Origin of the sequence: Mycobacterium paraense (assembly GCF_002101815.1) — a bacterium.
Taxonomy (GTDB): Bacteria; Actinomycetota; Actinomycetes; order Mycobacteriales; family Mycobacteriaceae; genus Mycobacterium; species Mycobacterium paraense.
On record NZ_LQPM01000006.1, the window covers coordinates 318,094 to 345,084 of the forward strand.

Sequence of the window (26,991 nt, forward strand, 5' to 3'; positions counted from 1 at the left end):
TCGGGCTAGGGACCGCCGAGCCGGCGGGCGAGCGCCTTCTTGTCGACCTTGCCGATCGGCGTGGTGGGCAGCGCCGGCACCGCGACCAGCATGTCGGGCCGGGCGTGGGCGGCAACGCCGCGCTCGTCGAGGTGCGCGTTCAGCTCGGCGAGCTCGATCGGCTCTCCGGCGAAAACCACTGCCGCGCAAATCTTCTCGCCCAGATAGGGATCGGGTAAACCCACCGCCGCCGCCGATCGGATCGCGGAATGGCTCAGCAGGTGCTCCTCGAGCTCGGCCGCCGCGACGGTTTCGCCGCCGCGGCTGATGACGTCCTTTACCCGGCCGGTGACCACCACGTTGCCGTCGTCGCGGCGGCGGACCAGGTCGCCGCTGCGGTAGAAGCCGTCGGGGTCGAAGGCGCGTTCGTTGTCGCGCTCGGCGCGGAAGTAGCCGTTGATCGTGTACGGTCCGCGCACCAGCAGCTCGCCCTCCGCACCGGGCGCCACCGGCTCGCCCGCTGCGTCGACGATGCGCAGTTCGTCGCCGGTGCACAGCGGCCGCCCCTGGGTGTTCTCGACGACCTCCGGCGGGTCGTCCGGGCGGGTGTAGTTCAGCAGGCCCTCCGCCATCCCGAACACCTGCTGCAGGCCCGGCGTCAGCGCGGCGCGCACCAGGCGGGCGTCCGCCGGCTCCAGGCGCGCCCCGCCAACCTGCAGCAGCCGCAACGACTTTGGCGTCACCGGCTCCCAGTCGCAGGCCTGCGCCCACAGCTTGGCCAGCGCCGGGACCAGGGCGGTGACGGTGACGCCGTGGCGGGCGATCGCGGCGAACGCGGCCTCCGGGCTGGGATCGGCGCCGAACACCGTCGTCGCGCCCACCGCCATGGCCCCGAGCAGACCGGGGCAGGCGAGCGGAAAGTTGTGGCCCGCGGGCAACACCGCCAGGTAGACGTCGTCGGCGCCCAGGCCGCAGACCGCGGCGCTGGCCGTCGCGTTGAAGAGGTAGTCCTCGTGGGTGCGGGGAATCAGCTTGGGGGTGCCGGTGGTGCCGCCCGAAACCAGCAGCAGCGCAGGGGTTTCCGGATCGGCCCGCGGCGCGGGGGGCTTCTCGGCGCTTTCCTCGCACAGCCGCGCCCACGGGGTGAACTCCGCGGGGTCGCCGTCCACGACGACGTGCCGCAACCCGGGGTGTGCGTCGACCAGGCCGCGCGCCATCGCCCGGTAGTCGAAACCGCTTGCCGTGTCGGGGATTACCAGCGCCGTCGCGTCGCTGACCGCGGCGAAGTGCGCCAATTCGGCGGCCCGGTGGCCGGGCAGGCACATCACCGGGATCGCCCCCGCACGCAGCAACCCGAACAGCGCGACCGCGAACCGGCAGCCGTTCGGCAGCTGTAGCAGCACCCGGTCGCCCGGCCCGATGCCCAGCCGCCCCAGCCCGGCCGCGACGCGGTCGGCTCGCTCGTCGAGTTCGGCGTAGCTCAACCCGCCGTCCGACAGCGCGTCGACCACCGCGATCCGCGTTGGCCAGCGGAGCGCCGCGTCGGTCAGCAGTGTGTCCAGCGTCCGTCCCGCCCAGTAGCCCGCCGCCCGGTAGGACGCGGCCCGGTCGGCCGGGAACGGCACGAAGCCCTCCGGCCCCGGGCGCCGCGGCGTGTTCGGGGCCATCGGACTCCTTCGCTGGGGGGTGGTAGCGGCGACGCAGGTATCGAGGATAGGGTAACCAACAACTTAGGGCAGCCTTTGCTAATTCTGGGAGGATTTCGTGGTGCGTGCCCCGGCGTGCTCGGAGGACATCCGCGCGGAGGTGGCGGAGCTGCTCGGCGTCCGCGCCGACGCCATCGACCCAGGTGGCAACCTGATCGGCCAAGGCCTCGACTCCATCCGGATGATGACGCTGGCCGGTCGCTGGCGCCGCGACGGCATCGCCGTCGATTTCGCCGCGCTGGCCGCGGCCCCGACGATCGAGGCGTGGTCCGAGCTGGTGGCCGCCGGCGCGCAGGAGTCCGCCGCCAGTCAGCCGGCCCCGGCATCCGCCGTGACCGGGCACGCCGGCGACCCGTTCCCCCTCGCCCCGATGCAGCACGCGATGTGGGTCGGGCGCCAGGACCATCAGCAGTTCGGCGGGGTGGCCGGGCACCTCTACGTGGAGTTCGACGGCGGCCCGGTCGACCCGGATCGCCTGCGCGCGGCGGCCACCCGGCTGGCGCACCGCCACCCCATGCTGCGGGTCCGGTTTCTGCCCGACGGCACGCAGCGCATCCCGACCGACGACTGCGGCGACTTCCCCGTCGCGGTGCTCGACCTGCGCGACGACGCCAACGCCGAGCAGCGGCTGGCCGCTGTGCGGGACGCCAAATCGCACCAGCAGCTCGACGGCGCGGTGTTCGAGCTGACGCTGACGCTGCTGCCCGGCGATCGCTCCCGGCTGCACGTCGATCTGGACATGCAGGCCGCCGACGCGATGAGCTACCGCACCCTGATGGGCGACCTGGCCGCCCTCTACCTGGGCCGCGACCTACCCGAATTGGGTTACAGCTACCGGGAATACCGCCAGGCGATCGCCCGCCAGGAGGCGCAGCCCCGGCCGGATCACGACGCCGACCGGGACTGGTGGGCGGGGCGCATCCCGCAGCTGCCCGACCCGCCGGCGCCGCCATCGACCGGCGGCCGGGGCTCGCGCAGCAGCACGCGGCGCTGGCACTGGCTGGACCCCGGCACCCGCGACGCGCTGTTCGCCCGCGCCCGGGCCCGCGGCGTCACCCCGGCGATGGCGCTGGGCGCCGCGTTCGCCAACGCGCTGGCCCGCTGGTCCACCGCGCGCTTCCTGCTGAACGTCCCGCTGTTCGGGCGCCAGGAGCTGCACCCCGACGTCGACCTCCTGGTCGGTGACTTCACCTCGTCGCTGCTGCTCGACATCGACTTGACTGGGGCCGAAACCCCGACGGCGCGCGCGCACGCCGTGCAGGACGCCATGCGGACCGCCGCCGCGCATTCCGCCTACCCGGGGCTGTCGGTGCTGCGCGACCTCAGCCGGCATCGCGGCACCCAGGTCCTGGCGCCGGTGGTCTTCACCAGCGCGCTCGGCCTCGGGGAACTGTTCGGTGCCGACGTCACAACGCAATTCGGCACGCCCGCCTGGATCATCTCCCAGGGGCCGCAGGTGCTGCTCGACGCGCAGGTCACCGAGTTCGGCGGCGGCGTGCTGGTGAACTGGGACGTGCGCGACGGGGTGTTCGCGCCCGGCGTCATCGACGCCATGTTCGCCCACCACATCGACGAGCTGCTGCGGCTGGCCGCCGCCGACGACGCGTGGGACGCGCCCGGCACCCCGGCGCTGCCGGAGGCGCAGCGCGCGGTGCGCGAGGCGGCCAACGGCCGCACCGCCGAGCCCAGCGGCGAGGCTTTGCACGACGGGTTCTTCCGCCGGGCCGAGCGGCAACCCGGCGCGCCGGCGGTCTTTTCGAGCTCGGGCGACCTCACCTATGCGCAGCTGCGCGATCAGGCGCTGGCGGTGGCCGCCGCGTTGCGGGCGGCCGGGATCCGCGCCGGCGACACGGTTGCGGTGATGGGCCCGAAGACCGCCGAACAGGTGCCCGCGCTGCTCGGGATCCTGGCCGCCGGCGGCGTGTACCTGCCGATCGGCGTCGACCAGCCACGCGACCGGGCCGAGCGCATCCTGAAAACCGGCGGGGTGCGCGCGGCGCTGGTCTGCGGCGGCCGGCCGCTGTCTCCAGCTTTGGAGGGCCCGGTGCCGGCGCTGGTGATCGCCGACCTGCTGCACGGCGCGCCGCCCGACATCCGGCCCGCCAGAACGGATCCCGACGCGCTCGCCTATGTGCTGTTCACCTCGGGGTCGACGGGCGAGCCCAAGGGCGTCGAGATGACGCACGACGGCGCCATGAACACGGTCGAATTCGTCACCCGCCACTTCGAGATCGGCGCCGCCGACCGCTGCCTGGCGCTGTCCACGCTGGAATGCGACATGTCGGTGCTGGACGTCTTCGCCACGCTGCGCGCCGGTGGGGCGATCGTGGTGGTCGACGAGGCGCAGCGGCGCGATCCCGACGCCTGGGCGCGGCTGATCGACGCGCACCGGGTCACCGTGCTGAATTTCCTGCCCGGCTGGCTGGAGATGCTGGTCGAGGTCGGGGACGGCAGGCTGTCGTCGCTGCGGGTGGTGCCCACCGGCGGCGACTGGGTGCGCCCGGGCCTGGCCAGCCGGCTGCGGGCGCAGGCGCCCGGCGTCCGGTTCGCCGGCCTCGGCGGCGCCACCGAAACGGCCGTCCACGCAACCATTTTCGAGGTCACCGCGGACCTGCCCGACCACTGGACCGCGGTGCCCTACGGCAAGCCGTTTCCCAACATCGCCTGCCGGGTGGTCGCCGAGGACGGCGCCGACTGCCCCGACTGGGTGGCCGGCGAACTCTGGATCTCCGGCCGCGGCATCGCCCGCGGCTACCGCGGGCGCCCCGAGCTGACCGCCGAGCGCTTCGTCGCCCACGAGGGCCGAACCTGGTACCGCACCGGCGATCTGGCCCGCTACTGGCAGGACGGCACCCTCGAGTTCGTCGGCCGCGCCGATCATCGGATCAAGGTCAGCGGGTATCGCGTCGAGGTCGGCGAGATCGAGGCCGCGCTGCGGCGGGTGCCCGGGGTGCGCGCTGCCGTGGCCGCGCTGGTGCCCGCGCCCGGCGGCGCCGAGGTGCTGGCCGCGCAGGTCTGCCTCGATGGGGTCGAGCCGGACGCCCGGCGGATTCGCGATGGCCTCGCCGATCTGGTTCCCGCCCATATGATTCCGGCGCACATCTCGGTGGCCGAGCGCATCCCGTTCACCGACGGCGGCAAGATCGACCGGCGCGCCGTCGCCGCGCTGCTGACCGCGGCGGTGGCGGAGCAGTCGCGCGACACGTCGGCGCCCTACGAGGCGCCGGCCACGCGGCTGCAGCGGGCGCTGTGCCACCTCGTCGCCGAGCTGCTCAACCGCGACGTCGACGCCGTGGGCGTGCACGACGACTTCTTTTCCCTCGGCGGCGATTCCGTGCTCGCGACGCAGGCCGTCGCCGGCATCCGGCAGTGGCTCGACTCGCCGAGCCTGATGGTCGCCGACGTTTTCGCGGCCCGAACCGTCGCCGCCCTGGCCGAGTTGCTCGTCGGCCGCGAAGCCGACGGCGGCCGGCTCGAGCAGGTCGCCGAGGTGTACCTGGAGATCGCGGACATGTCGAGCGTCGACGTGCTGTCCGCGCTCCAGGAGACACCGGCCGCGCCGGCGCCGCGGGAGTTCCAGCCCTGGGTGAAGCGATTCACCTGCGCCGTCCCGCGCGGCTCGGCGGTCGTGTTCCCGCACGCCGGCGGCGCGGCCGCGGCCTACCGATCGCTGGCCAAAGCGCTGTCCGCCAACGGGGTTGACGCTTTCGTGGTGCAGTACCCGCAGCGGGCCGACCGGCGGAATCACCCCGCGGCGGAAAGCATCGGCGCGTTGGCGCGCGAGCTCTTCGAGGCGGGGGACTGGGCCGCGGCGGCCCCGCTGAGCCTGTTCGGGCATTGCATGGGGGCGGTGGTCGCGTTCGAGTTCGCCCGCGTCGCCGAAAGCAACGGAGTGCCGGTGCGCGCGCTGTGGGCTTCGGCCGGGCAGTCCCCGTCGACCGTCGCCGCGTATGGACCGCTGCCGACCAGCGAAAGCGGCGTGCTGGCCGACATGGTGGATCTCGGCGGCACCGACCCGGTGCTGCTGGAGGACGAGGAATTCGTCGAACTCCTGGTGACCGCCGTGCAGGCCGACTACCGCGCGCTGAACGCCTACTCCTGCGGCCCGGACGTGCGCATCAACGCCGACATCCACGCGGTCGGTGGCGACCGCGACCACCGGATCGACCGAGAAACCTTGGCCAGCTGGCAAACCCACACATCCGGCCGCTTCACGGTGCATGAATTCGAGGGCGGCCACTTCTACCTCGACGATCACCTCGACGCGGTGGCCCGGCTGGTGAGCGCCGATGTCCGATAGCGACCCGGTCGTCGTCGTCGGACTCGCGCTGGAAGCGCCCGGCGGGATCGAGACCCCGGACGCCTTCTGGGCGCTGCTGTCCGAGCAGCGGGAGGCGCTGGGCCCCTTCCCCGCCGATCGGGGCTGGGCGCTGCGCGAGCTCTTCGACGGGTCGCGGCGGGACGGGTTCAAGCCCATCCCCAACCTCGGCGGATTCCTTTCGGGCGCAACCACATTCGATCCGGAGTTCTTCGGCATCTCCCGGCGGGAAGCGACGGCCATGGACCCCCAGCAGCGGGTTGGGCTGCGGGTGGCGTGGCGCAGCGTGGAGAACAGCGGGATCAACCCCGACGACCTGGCCGGTCACGACGTCGGCTGCTACGTCGGCGCCTCCACGCTCGAATACGGCCCCCCGCTCTCCGAGTTCTCGCACCACAGCGGGCATCTGATCACCGGGACGTCGCTGGGCGTCATCTCCGGGCGCATCGCCTACGTCCTGGACCTCGCGGGCCCGGCGCTGACGATCGACACCGCATGCTCCTCGGCGCTGGCGGCCTTCCACACCGCGGTGCACGCGATCCGGGCCGGCGACTGCGACCTCGCGATCGCCGGGGCCGTGTGCGTGATGGGCAGCCCCGGCTATTTCGTCGAGTTCTCCAAGAAGCACGCCCTGTCCGACGACGGCCGCTGCCGGCCCTACAGCGCGCTCGCCAGCGGGACCGTCTGGGCCGAGGGCGCGGCCATGTTCGTGCTGCAGCGCCGCTCCCGGGCGCTGGCCGACGGGCGTCGCATCCTCGCCGAAGTGCGCGCCAGCTGCCTGAATTCGGACGGGCGCAGCGCCGGGCTGATGGCCCCCAGCGGCGACGCGCAGCTGCGGCTGTTCCGGCGCGCCCTCGCGCGGGCCGGGATGGAGCCTGGCGACGTCGGGATGATCGAAGGCCACGCCACCGGAACCCGGCTCGGCGACCGCACGGAGCTGATGTCGATGGCGGCCAGTTACGGCACCGCGCCGCCGGGGCGCGGGCCGCTGCTGGGATCGGTCAAGTCCAACATCGGGCACGCACAGGCCGCGGCGGGCGCGTTGGGCCTGGCCAAGGTGATCCTGTCCGCCGAACACGCCGCGGTGCCCCCGACCCTGCACGTCGACGAGCCCAGCCGCGAAATAGATTGGGAGAGCCAGGGTTTGCGTCTGGCCGACAAGCTCACGCCGTGGCGGGCCGTCGACGGGTGGCGGACCGCGGCGGTGTCCGCGTTCGGGATGAGCGGCACCAACACCCACCTGATCGTCTCGATGCCCGACGGGCGCGGGGCCGCCTGATGGCCGTCAGACGCCTGCCCGACGGGCGAATCCCGGTGCTGCTCAGCGCCCACGCCGACGAACTCGTCCCCGCGGACGCCCGGGCGATCGCCGACTATCTCGACCGCTTTCCGGAAACGACGGTGGAACAGGTGGCCCGGCAGCTGCGCGCAACCCGACGGGTCCGCAGCTTCCGCGCGGTCGTGCGCGCCGCGGACCGGACCGAGCTCGTCGACGGCTTGCACGCGCTGGCCGCCGGGCGCGAGCACCCGCTGGTCGCCAGGTCGGCGCTGAGCGCCGCGCCCCGGCAGGCGTTCGTCTTTCCCGGGCAGGGCGGTCACTGGCCGGGCATGGGCGCCGCCGCCTACCGGGCGCTCGGCAGCTACCGGGCCGCCGCCGATGGCTGCGGTGCGGCGTTCGAGGCCGCCGGCGTCGAATCGCCGCTGCGCTACCTGACGGCCGGCGACGACTCGCGAACCTTTTCCGAGATCGAGGTCCAGGGAGCGCAATTCGTCCACGCGGTCGCCCTGGCCCAGGTGTGGCGCTCGTGCGGCGTGGTTCCCGACCTCACCATCGGTCAGAGCCTCGGTGAGGTCGCCGCGGCCGCCGTCGCCGGCAGCATCACGGTGCCGGACGCGGTCGCGGTGATCGCGGCGCGCGCCGGTGTGGTCGACCGCCTCCCGGGTCGCTACGCGATGGCAACGCTGGGCATCGGCGCGGGGGAGGCCGGGGCGCTGATCGCGGGCGCCGACGGCTGGGTCGAGCTGTCCGTGGTCTACTCCGCCTCGAGTGTCGCCGTCTCGGGCGATCGCGACGCGGTGCTGGCCGTCGTCGACGCCGTTCGCTCGGGCGGCGGGTTCGCGCGCGAGATCACCGCCGGCTTTCCGGGGCACACCAGCCTGCTGGAGCGGCTGCGCGACGAATTCCACCGGCGCCTGCCCGCGGCGCAATTCGCCGAGGCCCCGGTGCAATTCATCGGCGGCACCACCGGAGACGTGGTGGCGCCCGGCGCGCGATTCGCCGACTACTGGTACGCCAACCTGCGCAACACGGTGCGGCTGGACCGCGCATTCGAGTCGGCGATCCGGTGTGGCGCGGGCTCGTTCATCGAGCTGTCGGCCCATCCCGCGCTGCTGTTCTCGATCGGCCAGGTCTTCGAGTCCCGCGAGGACCCGGCGGTGCTGGTCGGGTCGGCGCACCGCGACGAGCCGTTGGCCGAGGCCCTGTCGGCGAACATCGTCACCGCGGCGGTCGCCGATCCCGGCTACAGCTGGGGCGACTACCTCGACGGCGGCGGTGTGGGCCCGCGCGGGTTCCCGAACGCGCCCATGCGCTCGATTCCGATGTGGGCGCACCCGGAACCGTTGGATGCGTTGCAGGGACTGACCATTGCCGTCGAGCGCTGGGAACCAACACCGCCGCCCACACCGATCGCGGGACCACCGGTGCGCATCGCGGTGGTCGGCCTCGGCGGTGACGGCGTCCTCATCGGTTTCCTGCGCGCGGCGATCGAGGCCCACCCGGCGGGCACCCTCGCCGCGCCGCGGGACGCCGAGGTCGTCGTGGCGGTCGCTCCCGCGCTCGACGACCTCGACGCCGCCGGGAACCTCACGGGCCTGATCGGGTCCGGTCAGCTCGGCTATGCGCGCGCACTGGGTCCGCACTGCCACACCGTCTGCCTGGTCACCGTGGGCGCCGAGCGGGTGGGAGATCGGGACGTGCCGCCGTCGCCCGGCCAGGCGGCGTTGGCCGCGATGCACCGCAGCATCGGATTCGACCATCCCGAACTGAGTTTCACCCACCTGGACCTGCCGTCCGGGGAGCTGACGCCCGCCGCGGGGCGCGCGGTCGTGGCTGGATTGCTGTCCGGTTCCGGCGCAACCGTGCTGCGCGACTCCGAAAGCGGCTACGCGTTGTTCGAGCGCACGTTGCGCGATGCGCCCGCCCCCGAGCCGCTCGGCCCCGGCGCGCTCGACGACGTGGTGATCACCGGCGGGGCCGGGGCGATCGGCATGCATTACGTCCGCTATCTCGCCGAGCGCGGCGCGCGGCGCATCGTGCTCCTGAGCCGCCGCCCCGCGGACCCCGAGGTGCTGAAGACCTTGACCGCCCGTTGCGGCACCGAGCTGGTGTCGGTGCCCTGCGATCTCACCGATAGAGCCCAGTTGTCGTCTATCGCAGCGGAATACGGCGGAGCCGGCGCGTCGCTGATCGTGCACGCCGCGGGCCGCGCCACGTTCGGCACGCTGGGCGAGCTGGCGACCGACGCTGTCGCGGACACCTTCGCCGCCAAGGTCCGCGGCCTTGCCCACCTGGTCGAGGTGTGGCCCGTGCGCGCCGACGCGCGAATGCTGTTGTTTTCCTCGGTGTCCGGGGTGTGGGGCGGTCGCGGACACGCGGCGTACTCGGCGGCCAACCGACTGCTGGACGTGGCCGCCGCCCGGCTGCGCGGCGCGGGCCGGCATTGCGTCGCGGTGAAATGGGGCCTGTGGCAGGCCTCGACCGCATCGGGCCGCAGCATCGCGGATTCGGCCGGGATCGCCGACATCGAGAGGTCCGGGCTGCGCCCGATGGCACCGCGCGAGGCGATCGAGGCGAGCCTGCGCCAGTGGGACGAGGACCCGCTGGTGTTCGCGGCGGACGCGGCCCGGTTGCGGATGTTCTTGGACCGCAGCCGGTCCCGGCCGCCGGCGCCGGAAGCCGCTGCGCACACACACGACGTGTCGGTGGCCGATGCGGTGCGCAGCCAGCTGGCGGCGGTGCTCGGCATCGAGCGGCCCGGGGAAGTGAACCTCGCCGAATCGCTCTTCGATCTGGGCGTCGACTCCATGCTGGCGCTGGAGCTGCGCAAACGCCTCAAACGGATGATCGGCCGGACGGTGTCCCTGGCGACGCTGATGGGCGAAATCACCGCCGACGAACTCATCGAACAGCTCGGAAACACCGCCGAGCGCCCCGAAACAGCACAGAAAGTGGACATTTCGCGTGACTGACATCGCCGACACCGGCGCCCGGCTCGATGCGGCCAGACTCGAACTGCTTCGGCGCAGGCTCGCCGAACGCGGTCTGGCCGGTGACGCCGAAGAACTTCGTGCCGCCGACGACGACCGGCTCTCCGACGGCCAGGCTCGCATGTGGTTCGTGCAATCGGCCGACCCGAGCGGCACGCTGCTCAATGTCTGTGTCTCCTACCGGATCACCGGGGACCTCGACCCCGCCCGGCTGCGCGACGCCGTCAACGCGGTCTCCCGCCGTCATCGCATCCTGCGCACCACCTACACACTCAGCGACCAGGGCGACCCGCGGCCCGCGGTGCACGACGATCTCCGCCCGGGGTGGACCGAACACGACCTGACCGACCTGTCGGAGCACGCCCGCCGGCTCCGCCTCGAAGTGCTGGCCCAGCGCGAATTCGGCGCGCCCTTCGACCTTTCCGCCGACGCGCCGTTGCGGATCACCGTCGTGCGCACGGCGGCCGCCGAGCATGTGCTGCTCTTGGTGGCCCACCACATCGCGTGGGACGACGGCTCCTGGCGGGTGTTCTTCTCCGACCTCACCCGGGCCTACCAGGGCGCCCAGCTCGAACCCCATCGCCGGGCCGTCGCGTCGGGCCCGGACACCGGCGAGGCAGACCTCGACTACTGGCGCGCCGTCATGGCCGATCCGCCGGAGCCGCTGGAACTTCCCGGCCCGGCCGGAACCAGCGTGCCGACCACCTGGCGCGCCGCCCGCACGACGCTGCGGCTGTCCGCCGACACCACCCGGCGGGTGACCGCGACGGCGCGGGACACCGGCTGCACCCCCTACATGGTGCTGCTGGCCGCATTCGGCGCGCTGGTGCACCGCTACACCCACTGCGACGACTTCCTCGTCGCCGCGCCGGTGCTCAACCGCGGCGCCGGAACCGACGATGCCATCGGGTATTTCGGCAACACGGTGGCGATGCGGCTGCGGCCGCGCCCGGCGATGAGTTTCCGCGAGCTGCTGGAGTCGACCCGCGACGTCGCCACCGGCGCGTTCGCCCATCAGCGCGTCAACCTCGACCGCGTGGTGCGCGAACTGAATCCCGACCGCCGGCACGGCGCCGAACGGATGACCCGGCTGTCATTCGGCTTCCGCGAGCCCGACGGCGGCGGGTTCTGCCCGCCCGGCATCGCCTGCGAGCGTTACGACCTGCGCAGCAACCTCACCCAGCTGCCGCTGGGGTTCATGGTCGAATTCGAAAGCACCGGCGCGCTGGTCGAGGCCGAGCACCTGCCGGAGATTCTGGAACCCACACTGGCGCGACAGATGCTGGAACACTTCGCCGTCCTGCTCGATGACGCCCTCGCCCGACCGGACAAGCCGTTGGCCCGGTTGGCGCTGCTCGGCGACGCCGACGCCGAGTGGCTGCGCGCGGTGTCGCGCGGTGCGGCGTTCGACACCCCGCCCAAGGCCCTCGCCGACCTGGTCTCCGAGCAGGCCGCGCGCACTCCCGACGCGGTCGCGGTCGTCTTCCAGGGCCACCGGCTCACCTACCGCGCCGTCAACGAGGCGGCAAACCGCTTGGCGCACTGGCTGATCGAGCGGGGCATCGGCAGCGAGGACCGGATCGCCGTGCTGCTCGACAAGTCGCCGGAGCTGGTCATCACCGCGCTGGGCGTCGCCAAGTCCGGTGCGGTGTATGTGCCCGTCGACCCTACCTACCCGCCGGACCGGCTGGAATTCATCCTCGACGACTGCGACGCGAAGCTGGTGCTGCGGGAGCCGGTGGGCGACCTGACCGGATACCGCGCCGACGATCCGGCGGACGCCGATCGGGTCCGGCCGCTACGGCCGGACAACACCGCCTATTTGATCTATACCTCGGGCACCACCGGGCTGCCCAAGGGCGTCGCGGTGCCTCACCGCCCCGTCGCCGAATACTTCGTCTGGTTCAAGGGGGAGTACGGGGTCGACCACACGGACCGTCTGCTGCAGGTCGCCTCCCCGAGCTTCGATGTGTCGATCGCCGAGATCTTCGGCACGCTGGCCTGCGGCGCGCGGATGGTGATCCCGCGCCCCGGGGGACTCAGCGACATCGGCTATCTCACCGCCCTGCTGCGCGACGAGGGCATCACGGCAATGCATTTCGTGCCGTCCCTGCTGGGCCTGTTCCTGTCGCTGCCGGGCGTCAACCAGTGGCGGACCTTGCGGCGGGTGCCGATCGGCGGCGAGCCGCTGCCGGGCGAGGTGGCCGACAAGTTCCACGCCACCTTCGACGCGCTGCTGCACAACTTCTACGGCCCGACCGAAACCGTGATCAACGCCAGCCGCTACATGGTGGAGGGCCCGCAGGGCACCCGCATCGTGCCCATCGGCCGGCCCAAGATCAATACCGCGATGTACCTCCTCGACGATTCGCTGCAACCGGTGCCCGTCGGCGTGATCGGCGAGATCTACCTTGGCGGAACGCATCTGGCGCACGGATATCATCGCCGCGCCCGGCTCACCGCCGAGCGGTTCGTCGCCGACCCGTTCAATCCCGGGGCCCGGATGTATCGATCGGGGGACCTGGCGCGCCGCAACGCCGACGGCGACGTCGAGTTCGTGGGCCGCGCCGACGAACAGGTCAAGATCCGCGGCTTCCGGATCGAGCTGGGGGACGTGGCGGCGGCCATCTCGGTCGATCCCACCGTCGGACAGGCCGTCGTGGTGGTCAGCGACCTGCCGGGGCTGGGCAAGAGCCTGGTGGGTTACGTGACCCCGGCGGCCGGCGACGACGCGAAGTCCGGCGTCGACCTCGACCGCATCCGGGCCCGAGTCGTGGCGGCACTGCCCGAATACATGGTGCCGGCGGCATACGTTGTGCTCGACGAGATTCCGATCACCGCGCACGGCAAGATCGACCGCGCCGCACTTCCCGAACCCGACGTCGGTTCCGGCCGCGCGTTCCGCGAACCCGACACGGCCACCGAACGCGGCGTTGCCGGGCTGTTCGCCGAGCTGCTCGGCCGGGAGCGGGTCGGCGCCGACGACTCCTTCTTCGACCTCGGCGGCCACTCCCTGCTCGCCACCAAATTGGTCGCCGCGGTGCGCAATACGTTCGGGGTCGACCTCGGCGTGCGCGAGATCTTCGAACTGTCGACGGTGGCCAGGATCGCCGCACAGATCGACACTCGGGACGGGGACTCGGCGAGGCCGCGCCTGGCGCCCGCGCCACACGACGGTCCGGTGCCGCTGTCGTCGTCGCAGCTGCGAAGCTGGGCCACCTACCGCTTCGACGGGCCCAACGCCGTCAACAACATTCCGTTCGCCGCCGCGTTGCGCGGCCCGTGCGACACCGATGCGCTGGCGGCGGCCATCACCGACGTCGTGGCGCGGCACGAGATCTTGCGCACCACCTACCGCGAGATCGACGGCGTCCCATACCAGATCATCCACCCGCCCGCCGAGGTGCCGGTGCGGCGCGCCGACGGACCCGACGAGCGCTGGCTGCAGGCCGAACTGGACGACGAGCGGCGGCACGTCTTCGACCTGGAAAGCGACCTGCCGATCCGGGCGGCGGTGCTCAGCGTTCCGGGCCAGCACGTGTTGTCGTTGGTGGTGCACCACATCGCCGGCGACCACTGGTCCGCGGGGGTGCTGTTCGCCGACCTGCTGACCGCCTATCGGGCCCGCCGCGAGGGGCAGAGCCCGTCGTGGGAACCGCTGCCCGTGCAGTACGCGGACTACGGCAGGTGGCAGGCGGCGCTGCTGGACGACGGTGCGGCCATCGCAGGCCCGCAGCGCGATTACTGGGTTCGCCAACTCGAAGGGCTGCCGGCCGAAACCGGCCTGCGCCCGGACTTCCCGCGCCCGGCCTCGCTCAGCGGCGCCGGTGACGCCGTCGAGTTCAGCCTCGGGGCGCAGACCCGCGACAAGGTGACCTCCCTGGCCCGCGACCTCGGCATCACCGAGTTCATGCTGCTGCAAGCCGCCGTCGCGGTCGTGCTGCACAAGGCCGGCGGCAGCCCGGACATCCCCATCGGCACGCCGGTCGCCGGTCGCGACGAGGCCGGGCTGGATCGGCTGATCGGGTTTTTCATCAACATCCTGGTGTTGCGCAACGACCTACGGGGCGATCCGACTCTGCGCGAGGTGCTGCTGCGGACCCGGGACATGGCGCTGGCCGCGTACTCGCACCAGGACCTGCCGTTCGACCGAGTGGTCGATGCGGTCAGCCCGGCGCGGTCGCTGTCGCGCAACCCGCTGTTCGACGTGGTGGTGCACGTTCGCGACCGGCTGCCGCAAGACAGCGTCATCGACAGCGGCCCGGCCGGCGACACCACGTTCAGCGCGCTGGAGCCGACGTTCGACGTCGCACACGCCGACATGTCGGTCAACTTCTTCGCCTCCGAGGACGGCTACCGCGGGCACATCATCTTCCGGCCCGAGCTCTATCGACGCGGCACCGCCCGCCGCTTCGCCGGATGGCTGGTCCGCGTCGTCGCGGCGTTCGCCCACCATCCCGATCGACGGCTGCGCGAGATCGAGATCGCCGGTGCACACGAGCGACAACGCATCCTGGACCGGTCCAACGCGGGTGACGGGGTGGCAAGGGTCTACGTGCTGGACGCGTGGCTGAACCCGGTCCCGGCCGGCGTGGTGGGCGACGTCTACTACGGGGGCGGCCCCGCCGTCATCGCCCGGTTGGCAACACCGTCGCTGACCGCGACCCGCTTGGTCGCCGATCCCTTTGCGGCGCAACCCGGTTCGCGGCTCTACCGCAGCGGCGAACGCGGCGTGTGGACCGACGACGGCCTACTCGAGCTGGTGGCCAACGCTGCGCCGCCGGCGCCGGCCGCACCCGCCACCGGGCCGGCCGAACCGCCCGCCACCACCACCGAGCGCGCGCTGGCGGCCATCCTCGCCGAGGTGCTCGACGCCGCGCAGGTCGGGCGCCACGACGAATTCTTCAACCTCGGCGGCGACAGCATCCTCGCGGTGCGGGTGGCCGCACGGGCGCGCGACGCCGGATTGGCGCTGACCCCGCGGATGGTGTTCGAACACCCGGTGCTGCACGAGCTCGCGGCCGCGCTCGACGCCAAGTCGGGCGCCGAAATCGCCTCGCCCGACACGCATCACGCGCCGATGAGCACCTCGGGGCTCTCGGCCGACGAACTGGCGGCCCTCACCTCGTCGTGGGGTAGTCAGCCGTGACGCGAGCCGAACAGCGACCGGCCATCGAGGACGTGATGGCGCTGAGCCCCCTGCAGCAGGGGCTGTTCGCGATGGCGACCCTGACCGATCCCGGCGCCAGCGACCCGTATGTCATCGCGATGGCCGCCGACGTGACGGGTCCGCTGGACGTCTCCCTGCTGCGCGACTGCGCCGCGACGATGCTGGCCCGCCACCCGAACCTGCGGGCGAGCTTCGTGCACGGCAACCTCAGCCGCCCCGTGCAGGTCATCCCGAGCGCCGTCGAGGTGCCCTGGCGGCAGGTCCGGGCCGCGCCCGACGACATCGAGGCCCTGGAGGCCGAAGAGCGCGGACGCCGCTTCGACCTGGACCGCGGGCCGCTGATCCGGTTTCTGCTCATCGAATTACCGGATCAGCGTTGGCATCTGGTGATCGTCGCGCATCACCTCGTGATCGACGGGTGGTCGCTGCCGCTGTTCGTTTCCGAACTGCTCGCCCTGTACCGCGCCGGCGGCGACAGCGCCGCGCTGCCGCCGTCGCCGCGGCCGTATCGCGACTACATCGGCTGGCTGGCCGCCCGGGACCAGGCGGCCAGCCGGGCGCTGTGGGCCCAGCACCTGGCCGGCCTCGACGGGCCGACCCTGCTGTCGCCGGCCCTGACCGCCATCCCGCCGCAGGCGGGCATCCCGCGGCGCACCACTCTGCGCCTCGACCGGGACGCCACCGCCGCGCTGGTCGAGGCCGCCCGCGCGCGCGGCGTCACCCTCAACACCCTGGTGCAAATGGCCTGGGCGGCAATACTTTCGGTGCTGACCGGCCGCAGCGATGTGACCTTCGGGGTGACGGTGTCCGGCCGGCCCGACGAACTGTCGGGCGTGGAGACGATGGTCGGCCTGTTCATCAACACCGTGCCGCTGCGGGTGCGCCTTGATCCCCGCAAGTCGGTGGGGGCGCAATGCGCTGCCCTGCAACGGGAATCCGCCGCGTTGCGCGACCACAGCTACCTGGGGCACGCCGAGTTGCGCTCCCTTGGTGGCATCGGCGAGATGTTCGACAGCCTGTTGGTGTACGAGAACTTCCCTCCCGGCGCCGTGGTCGGCGCCACGGAATTCGCGGCGAACGGGGTGACGTTCCGCCCGGCGACGTTGGAGAGCGTGTCGCACTTCCCGGTGACCATTGCCGTGCACCTGGGTGGGGGTGAGCTCACCGCGCTGGTGGAGGTGCTCGACGGCGCGCTGGGCCCGATGGCGCCCGAGGGCCTGGGCGGGCGGGTGCTGGCGACGCTGCAGCGGTTGGTGGACAACTGGGACCGGCCGCTGCGCGAGGTCGACATCCTGCTCGACGGCGAGCACCGCCCGATCCCGCCGGCGACAACCGCGAGCCCGGACGCGGTGCACATCCGGTTCGCCGAAATCGCCGCGGCGCAACCCGATTCGGTGGCGGTCAGCTGGGCCGCCGGCAAGCTGACCTACGCCGAACTCGACGCGCTCGCCGACCGGCTGGCCGCCGCCCTGACCCGGGAGGGCGGGGGCGGCGAGACCCCGGTCGCGATCATGATGCGCCGGGGTCCCGGCTACGTCGCCGCGATGCTGGGAATCCTCAAGGCCGGCGGAACCATCGTGCCGCTGGATCCGGCGATGCCCGACGACCGGGTGGCCGACATCCTGCGCCAGACGTCGGCGCCGGTCGTGATCGACGAGAAACGGTTCGCCGTTGCCACCGAAAACCCTGCGCCGGCCGGCTACCGGGCGGCCACGGTGCCGCCGGACCACGCGGCCTACGCGGTGTTCACCTCGGGCACCACCGGCGCGCCCAAGGGGGTCGTCGGAACCCACCGGGCGCTGTCGGCCTACGCCGACGACCACATCGAGCGCGTGCTGCGACCGGCCGCCGCGCGACTCGGGCGACCGCTGCGCGTCGCCCACGCCTGGTCCTTCACCTTCGACGCCGCGTGGCAGCCGTTGGCGGCGTTGCTCGACGGCCATGCGGTCCACATCATCGACGGCGAAAGCCAACGCGACGCCGAGGCGCTGGTCGCGGCGATCGACCGGTTCGGCCTGGACATGATCGACACCACGCCGTCGATGTTCGCCCAGCTGCACGCCGCCGGGCTGCTGCGTCGGGTGCCCCTGGCGGTCCTCGCGCTCGGTGGCGAAGCGCTGGGCGGCGCGGCCTGGCACGCGATCCAACGGGAATGCGCCCGCACGGCCATGACCGCCTTCAACTGCTACGGGCCCACCGAAACCACGGTCGAGGCCGTCGTCGCCGCCATCGACGAGCACGCGCGACCGACCATCGGGCGCCCGACCCGCACCACCCGCGCCTACGTGCTGGACTCCTGGTTGCGGCCGGTGCCGGACGGCGCCGCCGGGGAGCTGTACCTGGCCGGCGACCAGCTGACCCGCGGTTACCTCGGGCGCGCGGCCGAGACCGCCGCGCGCTTCGTCGCCGACCCGCACGGCCGCGGTGGCCGGATGTACCGCACCGGAGATGTGGTGCGCCGCATGCCCGATGGTGGCCTGGAGTTCCTCGGGCGCAGCGACGATCAGCTCAAGATCCGCGGCTTCCGCGTCGAGCCCGGTGAGATCGTCGCGGCGCTCACCGCGCACGACGGGGTGCGCGCCGCCCACGTGACCGCCCGCAACCACGCCAACGGCCCGCGGCTCACGGCGTACGTGGCGGGCGGCCCCCCTCCGCCCGCCGCCGCCGACTTGCGTTCGATGCTGCTCAAGCGGCTGCCGCGCTACCTGGTGCCCCACCACATCGTCGTTCTCGACGAGTTGCCGCTGACACCGCACGGCAAGATCGACGAAAATGCCCTGGCGGCAACCGGTCTCGCGCCTGAGAGCGCCGTCGCGCCCGAGACGCCGACCGAGGTGGCGCTGGCCGACGCGTTCACCGACGTGCTGGAAATCGCCGACGTCGACGTCAGCGCCGGCTTTCTGGAGATCGGCGTGGACAGCATCGTGGCCCTCTCCGTCGTCCAGGCCGCCCGCCGGCGCGGCGTGCCGCTGCGGGCCCGGCTGATGATGGAGTGCGAGACCATTCGCGAGCTGGCCGCGGCGATCGACGACGACGCCGAACAGCTCGCGCCGCCCGAGGCGACCGGCCCAATTCCGGTGTTACCCAACGCGCATTGGCTCTACGAGTACGGCGAACCGCGCCGGCTCGCGCAAACCGAAGCCATCCGGCTGCCCGACGCCGTCACGCGCGAACACCTGCGCGCCGCGCTAGACCTCATCGTCGAGGGCCACGAGGTGCTGCGCACCCGGCTCGACCGGGCCGCCATGACGCTGGTGGAAGCCCCGACCGCCGACATCCTCACGGAGGTCGACGTCGAGGACCTGCACGCGGCGGTCACCGCGCAGGCGGCCGCCGCCGTCGAGCGACTCGACCCGGAGCGGGGAACCCTGCTGGCCGCCGTGTGGCTACGGCCGCCGAGCGGCGCAAGCGTACTGCTGCTGGCGGCCCACGTGCTGGCGATGGACCCGGCGTCGTGGCGAGTGGTGCTCGGCGAATTGGACGCCGCCCTCAGGGCTTTGGCCGCCGGCCGCCCACCCGCGCCGGTGCGCGAGCACACCAGCTACCGGCGCTGGGCCGCGGCGCTCGCCGAGCGGGCCCGCCGCCTCGACACCGTCGGCTTCTGGCGCGCCCAGCTCGAGGGCGACGATCCCGACATCGGCGCCCGGCGACTCCGGCCGGGCCGGGACCTCGCCCGCGACCTGGTCGTCCGCACCGCCGTCGTCGACGCCGACGTGAGCGCCCGCCTGCTGAATTCCCCAGCGCCCCTGCCCAATCTGCTCGTGGCCGCGACCGCCGCGATGCTGACGGACTGGCGGCGGGCACGGGGCCAGGCCACGCCGCCGCCCCTGCTCGCGCTGGAAACCCACGGCCGCGCCGACGCTCTGCTGGACGAGCCGGGCGCACCCGCGATCGACACCGGCGACACGGTCGGGCTGCTCAGCTCCATCTACCCGATGCGGGTCGATCCGGCGCGCCCCGTCGCCGAACAGCTCGCCCAGATCCCCGGCGACGGAATCGACTACGGGCTGCTGCGCTACCTGCGCGCCGACACCGCCGCGCGGCTCGCCGGCTTCCCGGGGCCGCAGCTGCTGCTGAACTACCTCGGCGCCGCCCACGCGATCGGCGGCACCGCACTGCGCCTCGACCGCGGGCTGATCGCCGATGTGTCACCGGTGCCCGAGCCCGACCTCGCGGTGCGCCACGAGCTCACCATCCTCGCCGTCGTGCTCACCGTCGGGGAGCGGCGGATGCTGGCCACCCAATGGCGCGCGCTGCCCGACATCCTCGACGACGCCGATATGGCCGCGCTGCAACAACTGTGGACGGACAACCTCCGGAAGGTGGCGACATGAGCACGCTTGCGATCCTGGGCGCCGGAGCCAAGGCGGTCGCCGTCGCGGCCAAGGCATCGGCGCTGCGCGACATGGGCGTCGAGGTGCCCGACGTGGTCGCGGTCGAACGCATCGGCGTCGGGGGCAACTGGCAGGCCAGCGGCGGCTGGACCGATGGGGCGCACCGGCTGGGCACCAGCCCGGAAAAGGACGTCGGGTTCCCCTACCGCTCGGCGCTCGTGCAGCGCCGCAACGCCGAACTCGACGAGCGGATGACCCGCTACAGCTGGCAGTCCTACCTCATCGCCACCGCGTCGTTCGCCGAATGGATCGACCGCGGCCGGCCGGCGCCCACGCATCGCCGGTGGAGCCAGTACCTGGGTTGGGTGGCCGACCAGGTCGGCCTGGACGTGGTGCACGGCGAGGTCGAAAGGCTCGCCGTCGACGGTTACCGCTGGGCGCTGCAGACCCACGAAACCACCGTGCGCGCAGAAGCTTTGATGATCACCGGCCCCGGGCAGGCCGAGAAGTCGCTGCTGCCCGGCAACCCGCGGATGCTGTCGATCGCCCAATTCTGGGACCGCGCCGCGGGCGACGACCGGATCAGCGCCGAGCGGGTGGCGGTGATCGGCGGCGGCGAGACGGCCGCGTCGATGCTCAACGAGCTGTTCCGGCACCGGGTTTCAACGATCACCGTCATCTCGCCCCAGGTGACGCTGTTCACCCGCGGCGAGGGCTTCTTCGAGAACTCGCTGTTCTCCGATCCCACCGACTGGACCGCGCTGACCCTCGACGAACGCCGCGACGCGCTGGCCCGCACCGACCGCGGGGTGTTCTCGGCCAACGTGCAGGAAGCGCTGCTGTCCGATGACCGGATCCGCCACCTGCGCGGCCGGGTGGCCCACGCGGTGGGCCGCGACGGCCAGATCCGGTTGACCCTGTCCACCAACCGTGGCAGCGAAAACCTCGAGACCGTGCACGGTTTCGATCTGGTCATCGACGGCTCCGGCGCCGACCCGCTGTGGTTCACCTCGCTGTTCAGCCAGGACGCGCTCGACCTGCTCGAGCTCGGCCTGGGCGGCCCGCTCACCGCCGACGGCCTGCAGGAGGCGATCGGCTACGACCTGGCCGTCACCGATGTCGCCCCAAAGCTGTTCCTGCCCAACCTGTCCGGGCTCACCCAGGGCCCCGGCTTCCCCAACCTGAGCTGCCTGGGGCTGCTGTCCGACCGGGTCCTGGGCTCGCCCGCACTGTCCGTCAAGCAGAAAACAATCAGGAGAAGCGATGAGCACCAACCCCTTCGATGACGACGGCGGCGCGTTCTACGTGCTGGTCAACGCCGAGGAGCAGCACAGCCTGTGGCCGGCGTTCGCCGACGTCCCGGCCGGCTGGCGCGTGGCGTACGGCGAAGCGAGCCGGTCGGCGTGCCTGGACTACGTCGACGAGAACTGGGCCGACCTGCGGCCGAAGGCCCTGCGGGAGGCCATGGCGGCCGACTCAGCGCCGTAGCGTGCCCGTACCGTGACCCGTCCGAGACCGAGAACTGCGGGCGGTGGGGGCAGAATCACATCTCAAACTCACCAGGGGGAGGACCTGACCATGAGAACGAAACCCTTGAAATCCTTGGCCATCAGCGCGATAGCGCTGGGCGCAGCGGCCGTCGGCGTGACGTCCGTCGCTCCCGTCGCCGCGGCGCCGTTGCCACAGGATCCGCCGCCGGCGCCGGGGCTGCCGACCCCGGACCAGTTGGCCAACCTGTGCAACCAGGCCACCGATCCCGGTGTGTCGTACACGACCAAGACCAACCTGGTCGAGAACGGCATCGCCCCCGACGAGGGCCACGTCGCCGACCACGACCTGCGCAAGGCGTACCGCAACGGCAACTTCCCGGAGACGTTCGCCGTGACGAACATTGCGCCGGCCGGACCGAACATGGCCCAGGCCGACGTCGCCATCTCCGGCCCGAGGTTCGCCGGACCGGTCGAGAAGCACCTCGCTTTCGTCAACCAGGGCGGCAACTGGATCTTGCAGCACGACGCCGCGATCGCCCTCATCCAGGCCGCGTCGGCGACGAACTAGCGAATCCGGGCAGCCTGTGCACCCCACAGTGGGCGCACAGGCCGCTCACATCGCGTGGTCGTAACGTCACGGTGCGCAGATGCGAAAGAGAAGTGGAAAGACGCACACCGGCACCGTCCGTCGACGCGTGCCCACCTGAGGGGGGACCACCATGAAGACCGTCAAATTCTTCGCCGGCGGCGCGGCAGCGCTGGCCATCATCGGGGGAGCGGCGGCCGGAATCACGTCCGTCGTGGCGCCCGAGTCGGCCTCGGTGCGGCTGATCGCCGTCGGCGCGCCGGTGCCGCAGGATCCGCCGCAGGCGGTGAACGTGCCGACGGCCGATCAGCTGACCGGCCTGCTGACCAGCCTGGCCGACCCGAGCGTTCCCTTCGCGAACAAGAGCAACCTGGTCGAAGGCGGCATCAGCGGCCTCGAGGCACACGTCGCCGACAAGAAGCTGCAGAAGGCCGCCAAGAACGGCGACCTGCCGCTGGCGTTCAACGTCACCAACGTGCAGCCGGCCGCGGCCGGGTCCGCGACGGCCGACGTGGCGGTCTCGGGTCCCAAGCTCACGTCGCCGGTCACCCAGAACGTCACGTTCGTGAACCAGGGCGGCTGGGTGCTGTCGCGCTCCTCGGCGATGGAGTTGCTGCAGGCCGCCGGTCAGTGATCGGCGCGCACGCCGCGCAGGTCTAGTTTGGCGATCCGGTCGGGGTCGGCCAGCACATCGATGGCCGCCACCCGCCCGTCGCGCACGACGAATCCCATGATCGCCGTGGGCCGCCCGTCGACGAACACGACCGCGCCGGCGGCGCCGTTGACGATGGCGGGGCGCACCTCGCGCTCCGGAGCCGCGTAGCCCCGGGCGAGTTTGGCCACCGCGGCCGCGCCCTCCGCGCGGAACGGCGCGGCGCCGCGGCCGAAGTCGCCGCGCAGCACGACGTCGGGATGCAGGACCGACACCAGCCGGTCGAATTCGCCCGCGCGGCCCGCGGCGAAGAAGGCGTCGACGGCCTCGCGTTGCGCGGCGACGCCCCCGTCGGGGGCCGGGTCGGCGCGCTCGATGCGCCGGCGCGCCCGGCTGGCCAGCTTGCGCGTCGCCTCCGGGGTGCGCTCGACGATGGGTGCGATCTCGTCGAAGGGGACGGCGAACACGTCGTGCAGGACGAAGGCCAGTCGCTCGGCGGGCGGCAGCGTGTCCAGCACCACGAACAGCGCCATCCCCACCGCGTCGGCCAGCATCGCCCGGTGTTCGGGGTCGAATTCCCCGTCGGCGTCGACGATCGGGTCCGGCAGGTGCCCCACCGGCTCCTCCCGCCCGCGTCCGTGGCGGTCGCGCAGGGTGTTCAGGCAGATGTGGGCCACCACCGTGGTCAGCCAGGCGTCGACGTTCGCGATGTCCTGGCCGGCGCCGCTGAGCCGCAGCCACGCCTCCTGCACGGCGTCCTGCGCGTCGTCGACCGAGCCCAGCATGCGATAGGCGATGGCGCCCAGCCGGGGCCGCGCCGCCTCGAAACGCGCGGCCAGCGCGGCCTGCGGCTGGTCCGGCCTCGTCACGCGCGGTCCTTTTCGGGTAGCGCGCACACCCGGCCACCGGAGAAGCCGGACGATCCGATGCCGAGCGCGATGTTGAACCGGGCGCGCATGTTGCCCAGCGTGATGACGTGGGTCAGCGCGACGAGCTGGGCGGCGTCGAAGTGGGCGCGCAGCGCGTCGAAGAGCTCATCGCTCACCTCGACCGGGGTGCGGCTCATCGCGGTGGCGTACTCGAGGATCAGCTTGTCCAGCTCGGAGAAGCACGACGCGTGCCGGTAATCGGACATCGCCAGCAGTTCCTCGTCGGTCAGTCCCCACTGGCGCGCGATCTGCGAACCCAGGTCGATGCAGTACTCGCAGCGCACCGTGGTCGCCGACTTCAGCTCCGCCAGCGCGCGGTGGCGGGGGCTCAGCACATCCAGCTTCGACTCCGCCTGCTCGAGCTTGCCGTAGGCGCTGAGCAATCGGGGGATGTGCGCATACATCCGCAGCGGTTCGAGCATCCCCGCGGTTTCCAGCCCGGCCATCTGCGCCAGCTTGCGCTTGGTGAAGAAGAAGGCGATCTTGGCGCCGAGGCCGGCGTCGCGGTCGGAGACTCCTTGAATGCGAGGCATGACGGTCCTCCTTGAACGTGGTCCTTTCTACGTCGACACCCGGCGACGCAGAAATGTGACCGCGCCAGAAAAATTACGTCTGCTGGCTCAGCGGCATGTCCATGTCGAACACCCGCGCGTGCAGCACGGTGCGGTTCCGCAGCGCCGCGCGCACCGCGCGGTGCAGGCCGTCCTCGAGATAGGTGATGCCCCGCCACCGCACCGCATGCGGGAAAAGATCGCCGTAGAAGGTGGAGTCCTCCGACAGCAGCCGGTCCAGCGCCAGCACGGTTGTGGTCGTGACCAATTCGTCCAGCCGGATCTGCTGCGGCGGTATCTGGGACCAATCCTTATAGGACAGCCCGTGCTCGGGGTACGGCTTGCCGTCGCGCACGCCCTTGAAAATCATTGGCGGATCGTCTCTGACGCATCCCCCGGGCCCGACGAGTACATGGGGGACAGGCTAGTCGGCCTGGTGGCGACCCGCTTCGCCCGGCTCCGCCGCGCTCGCGATCGCCACTGGCGCTGATGGCGGCGACCCGCTTCGCCCGGCTCCGCCGCGCTCGCGATCGCCACAGGCGCTGATGGTGGCGACCCGCTTCGCCCGGCTCCGCCGCGCTCGCGATCGCCACTGGCGCTGCTGGTGGCGACCCGCTTCGCCCGGCTCCGCCGCGCTCGCGATCGCCACTGACGGCATGCTCCCGACGAGTCACCCCAGACCGCGCGAATGGCGGGCAGGGCCTCGTCACACCGTAAAATGGACGCGATCAAGGAGGTGGGAGCCGATGGGAAGCGCCGAGGAGCGCCGCTTCGAGGTACTGCGTGCCATCGTCGCCGACTTCGTCTCCACCCAGGAACCCATCGGTTCCAAGTCGTTGGTGGAGCGCCACAACCTGGGCGTGTCGTCGGCCACCGTGCGCAACGACATGGCGGTGCTGGAGGCCGAGGGCTACATCACCCAGCCGCACACCAGCTCCGGGCGGGTGCCCACCGAGAAGGGCTACCGCGAGTTCGTGGACCGGCTGGCCGACGTCAAGCCGTTGTCGTCGGCCGAGCGGAGCGCGATCCAGAGCTTTCTGGAGTCCGGCGTCGACCTCGACGACGTGCTGCGCCGCGCCGTGCGGCTGTTGGCGCAACTGACCCGCCAGGTGGCGGTGGTGCAGTATCCGACGCTGTCGACGTCGACCGTTCGGCACCTGGAGGTGATCGGGCTGACGCCGGCCCGGCTGCTGATGGTGGTCATCACCGACTCCGGCCGGGTGGACCAGCGCATCGTCGAACTCGGCGACGTCATCGACGACCATCAGCTGTCCCAGCTGCGCGAGATGCTGGGCCAGGCCCTGGTCGGCAAGAAGCTCGCGGCGGCGTCCACCGCCGTCGCCGACCTCGCCGGTGAGCTGCACGGGCGCAGCGGGCTGGCCAACAACCTCAGCGACGCCGTGGGCCGCTCGGCGACGGTGCTGCTGGAGTCGTTGGTGGAGCACACCGAGGAGCGCCTGCTGATGGGCGGCACCGCCAACTTGACCCGCAACGCCGCGGATTTCGGGGGTTCGCTGCGGTCCATCCTGGAGGCCCTCGAGGAGCAGGTGGTGGTGCTGCGGTTGCTGGCGGCCCAGCAGGAAGCGGGCAAGGTGACGGTCCGTATCGGGCACGAGACCGCCGTCGAGCAGATGGCGGGCACCTCGATGGTGACCACCGCCTACGGCACCTCCGATACCGTGTACGGCGGTATGGGTGTGCTGGGCCCCACCCGGATGGACTATCCGGGAACTATCGCCAGCGTGGCAGCGGTTGCTCTTTATATCGGCGAAGTTCTGGGTGCCCGATGACCGCGCACCCCGGTGTTTGTTGACGGCCGCATAACGGCGGCACAAGGAAGGTCAGGGCGTGGCACGCGACTATTACGGGCTGCTCGGCGTGAGCAGAAACGCCAGCGATGCGGAGATCAAGCGCGCGTACCGCAAGTTGGCGCGCGAGCTGCATCCCGACGTCAACCCCGACGAGGCCGCGCAGGCGAAGTTCAAGGAAATCAGCGTCGCCTACGAGGTGCTGAGCGACCCGGAGAAGCGCCGCATCGTCGACCTGGGCGGGGACCCGCTGGAGAACGCCGCCGCCGGCGGCGGGTTCGGCGGCTTCGGGAACCTGGGCGACGTGTTCGAGGCCTTCTTCGGCGGCGGCTTCAGCGGGGGCGGGGCCTCCCGCGGCCCCATCGGCCGCGTCCGGCCCGGTTCGGACTCGCTGCTGCGGATGCGGCTGGACCTCGAGGAGTGCGCGACCGGCGTGACCAAGCAGGTCACCGTCGACACCGCGGTGCTGTGTGACCGGTGCCAGGGCAAGGGCACCAACGGCGACTCGGTCCCCGTCCCCTGCGACACCTGCGGCGGCCGCGGCGAGGTGCAGACCGTGCAGCGCTCACTGCTCGGCCAAATGATGACGTCCCGGCCGTGCCCCACCTGCCGCGGCGTCGGCGTCGTCATCCCCGACCCGTGCCACCAGTGCATGGGCGACGGGCGGGTGCGCGCGCGCCGGGAGATCAGCGTCAAGATTCCCGCCGGTGTCGGCGACGGCATGCGCGTCCGCCTGGCGGCCCAGGGCGAGGTCGGGCCCGGGGGAGGGCCGGCCGGTGACCTGTACGTCGAGGTGCACGAGCAGGCCCACGACATCTTCGTCCGCGAGGGCGACGACCTGCACTGCACGGTTTCGGTGCCGATGGTCGACGCGGCGCTGGGCGTGACCGTCACCGTCGACGCCATCCTGGACGGTCAGAGCGAGATCACCATTCCGCCTGGCACACAGCCGGGTTCGATCATCACGCTGCGCGGCCACGGGATGCCGCACCTGCGTTCGGGCGCCCGGGGCAACCTGCACGTCCACGTCGAGGTCGTGGTGCCCACCCGCCTCGACCACCACGACACCGAACTGCTGCGCGAGCTGAAGAACCGCCGCAGCCGTGAGGTGGCCGAGGTCCGCTCCACCCACGCCGGCGGCGGACTGTTCAGCCGGCTGCGCGAGACCTTCACCGGGCGCTAAGTCGCCGGGGCCCCGC

At 72.1% G+C, this 26,991-nt stretch carries 15 protein-coding genes and 1 pseudogene; 11 read left to right on the plus strand and 5 right to left on the minus strand.

Annotated elements, in window-relative coordinates; translation table 11 throughout:
* Window positions 1–5: 5 nt before the first annotated feature.
* The gene (locus AWB89_RS04805; protein ID WP_085104210.1) at window positions 6–1,646 is read right to left on the minus strand and encodes a (2,3-dihydroxybenzoyl)adenylate synthase; all 1,641 of its coding nucleotides are present in this window, start codon (window positions 1,644–1,646) and stop codon (window positions 6–8) included.
* A gap of 97 nt (window positions 1,647–1,743) precedes the next feature.
* Between AWB89_RS04805 and AWB89_RS04810 the strand changes: the two genes are divergently transcribed.
* The 9 genes from AWB89_RS04810 (at window position 1,744) to AWB89_RS04850 (ending at window position 22,486) form a co-directional block, all read left to right on the plus strand.
* Window positions 1,744–5,985 carry a non-ribosomal peptide synthetase gene (locus tag AWB89_RS04810; protein ID WP_085171936.1) on the plus strand — a complete coding sequence of 1,414 codons (4,242 nt, stop codon included), beginning with the start codon at window positions 1,744–1,746 and terminating at the stop codon, window positions 5,983–5,985.
* Window positions 5,975–7,282, plus strand: coding sequence for a beta-ketoacyl [acyl carrier protein] synthase domain-containing protein (locus AWB89_RS04815; protein WP_085171938.1), 1,308 nt, complete (start codon window positions 5,975–5,977; stop codon window positions 7,280–7,282). Before AWB89_RS04810 ends, AWB89_RS04815 begins: the two co-directional genes overlap by 11 nt.
* On the plus strand, window positions 7,282–10,254 hold the full coding sequence (gene mbtD, locus AWB89_RS04820) for a mycobactin polyketide synthase MbtD (protein WP_085171940.1): 2,973 nt from the start codon (window positions 7,282–7,284) through the stop codon (window positions 10,252–10,254). Before AWB89_RS04815 ends, mbtD begins: the two co-directional genes overlap by 1 nt.
* Window positions 10,247–15,421: a non-ribosomal peptide synthetase gene (locus AWB89_RS04825; RefSeq protein WP_085171942.1), complete on the plus strand. Its 5,175-nt coding sequence runs from the start codon at window positions 10,247–10,249 to the stop codon at window positions 15,419–15,421. Before mbtD ends, AWB89_RS04825 begins: the two co-directional genes overlap by 8 nt.
* Window positions 15,422–15,456: 35 nt before the next feature.
* Entirely contained in the window at window positions 15,457–19,776 is a 4,320-nt protein-coding gene (locus tag AWB89_RS04830; protein ID WP_085172016.1) for a non-ribosomal peptide synthetase, read from the plus strand.
* Complete coding sequence (mbtG, locus tag AWB89_RS04835) at window positions 19,773–21,062, plus strand: NADPH-dependent L-lysine N(6)-monooxygenase MbtG (protein ID WP_085171944.1); 1,290 nt, start codon at window positions 19,773–19,775, stop codon at window positions 21,060–21,062. The genes AWB89_RS04830 and mbtG overlap by 4 nt, the downstream gene beginning before the upstream one ends.
* Window positions 21,040–21,264, plus strand: coding sequence for an MbtH family protein (locus AWB89_RS04840; protein WP_085171946.1), 225 nt, complete (start codon window positions 21,040–21,042; stop codon window positions 21,262–21,264). The genes mbtG and AWB89_RS04840 overlap by 23 nt, the downstream gene beginning before the upstream one ends.
* Window positions 21,265–21,354: 90 nt before the next feature.
* A complete protein-coding gene (locus tag AWB89_RS04845; protein WP_085171948.1) occupies window positions 21,355–21,834 on the plus strand; it encodes an MTB12 family secreted protein in 480 nt (159 codons plus the stop codon).
* Window positions 21,835–21,985: 151 nt separating this feature from the next.
* Complete coding sequence (locus AWB89_RS04850; protein WP_085104195.1) at window positions 21,986–22,486, plus strand: MTB12 family secreted protein; 501 nt, start codon at window positions 21,986–21,988, stop codon at window positions 22,484–22,486.
* Here AWB89_RS04850 and AWB89_RS04855 read toward each other — a convergent pair.
* The 4 genes and pseudogenes from AWB89_RS04855 to AWB89_RS27840 form a co-directional block, all read right to left on the minus strand.
* Window positions 22,480–23,373, minus strand: a complete 894-nt coding sequence (locus tag AWB89_RS04855; RefSeq protein ID WP_085171950.1) for a sigma-70 family RNA polymerase sigma factor — start codon at window positions 23,371–23,373, stop codon at window positions 22,480–22,482. The two genes, AWB89_RS04850 and AWB89_RS04855, sit on opposite strands and share 7 nt — an antisense overlap.
* The gene (locus AWB89_RS04860) at window positions 23,370–23,966 is read right to left on the minus strand and encodes a carboxymuconolactone decarboxylase family protein (protein WP_085171952.1); all 597 of its coding nucleotides are present in this window, start codon (window positions 23,964–23,966) and stop codon (window positions 23,370–23,372) included. The genes AWB89_RS04855 and AWB89_RS04860 overlap by 4 nt, the downstream gene beginning before the upstream one ends.
* A 73-nt stretch (window positions 23,967–24,039) precedes the next feature.
* Window positions 24,040–24,354 carry a type II toxin-antitoxin system VapB family antitoxin gene (locus AWB89_RS04865; RefSeq protein ID WP_077103566.1) on the minus strand — a complete coding sequence of 105 codons (315 nt, stop codon included), beginning with the start codon at window positions 24,352–24,354 and terminating at the stop codon, window positions 24,040–24,042.
* Window positions 24,355–24,408: 54 nt separating this feature from the next.
* A pseudogene (locus tag AWB89_RS27840) lies at window positions 24,409–24,636 on the minus strand (2-isopropylmalate synthase); the annotation flags it as partial.
* Between the two features lie 94 nt (window positions 24,637–24,730).
* On the opposite strand from AWB89_RS27840, the gene hrcA reads away from it, so the two are divergent.
* Both hrcA and dnaJ read left to right on the plus strand, forming a co-directional pair.
* Window positions 24,731–25,774, plus strand: a complete 1,044-nt coding sequence (hrcA, locus tag AWB89_RS04875; protein WP_085104189.1) for a heat-inducible transcriptional repressor HrcA — start codon at window positions 24,731–24,733, stop codon at window positions 25,772–25,774.
* 58 nt (window positions 25,775–25,832) lie between these two features.
* On the plus strand, window positions 25,833–26,975 hold the full coding sequence (gene dnaJ / locus AWB89_RS04880) for a molecular chaperone DnaJ (RefSeq protein WP_085171954.1): 1,143 nt from the start codon (window positions 25,833–25,835) through the stop codon (window positions 26,973–26,975).
* Window positions 26,976–26,991: the final 16 nt, after the last annotated feature.

Coding starts and splice junctions, on each gene's coding strand:
- AWB89_RS04865 (WP_077103566.1), bottom strand. CDS start 24,354: ATGATTTTCAAGGGCGTGCGCGACGGCAAGCCGTACCCCGAGCACGGG.
- AWB89_RS04805 (WP_085104210.1), bottom strand. CDS start 1,646: ATGGCCCCGAACACGCCGCGGCGCCCGGGGCCGGAGGGCTTCGTGCCG.
- hrcA (WP_085104189.1), top strand. CDS start 24,731: ATGGGAAGCGCCGAGGAGCGCCGCTTCGAGGTACTGCGTGCCATCGTC.
- mbtD (WP_085171940.1), top strand. CDS start 7,282: ATGGCCGTCAGACGCCTGCCCGACGGGCGAATCCCGGTGCTGCTCAGC.
- AWB89_RS04850 (WP_085104195.1), top strand. CDS start 21,986: ATGAAGACCGTCAAATTCTTCGCCGGCGGCGCGGCAGCGCTGGCCATC.
- AWB89_RS04840 (WP_085171946.1), top strand. CDS start 21,040: ATGAGCACCAACCCCTTCGATGACGACGGCGGCGCGTTCTACGTGCTG.
- AWB89_RS04830 (WP_085172016.1), top strand. CDS start 15,457: ATGGCGCTGAGCCCCCTGCAGCAGGGGCTGTTCGCGATGGCGACCCTG.
- AWB89_RS04860 (WP_085171952.1), bottom strand. CDS start 23,966: ATGCCTCGCATTCAAGGAGTCTCCGACCGCGACGCCGGCCTCGGCGCC.
- mbtG (WP_085171944.1), top strand. CDS start 19,773: ATGAGCACGCTTGCGATCCTGGGCGCCGGAGCCAAGGCGGTCGCCGTC.
- AWB89_RS04815 (WP_085171938.1), top strand. CDS start 5,975: ATGTCCGATAGCGACCCGGTCGTCGTCGTCGGACTCGCGCTGGAAGCG.
- AWB89_RS04845 (WP_085171948.1), top strand. CDS start 21,355: ATGAGAACGAAACCCTTGAAATCCTTGGCCATCAGCGCGATAGCGCTG.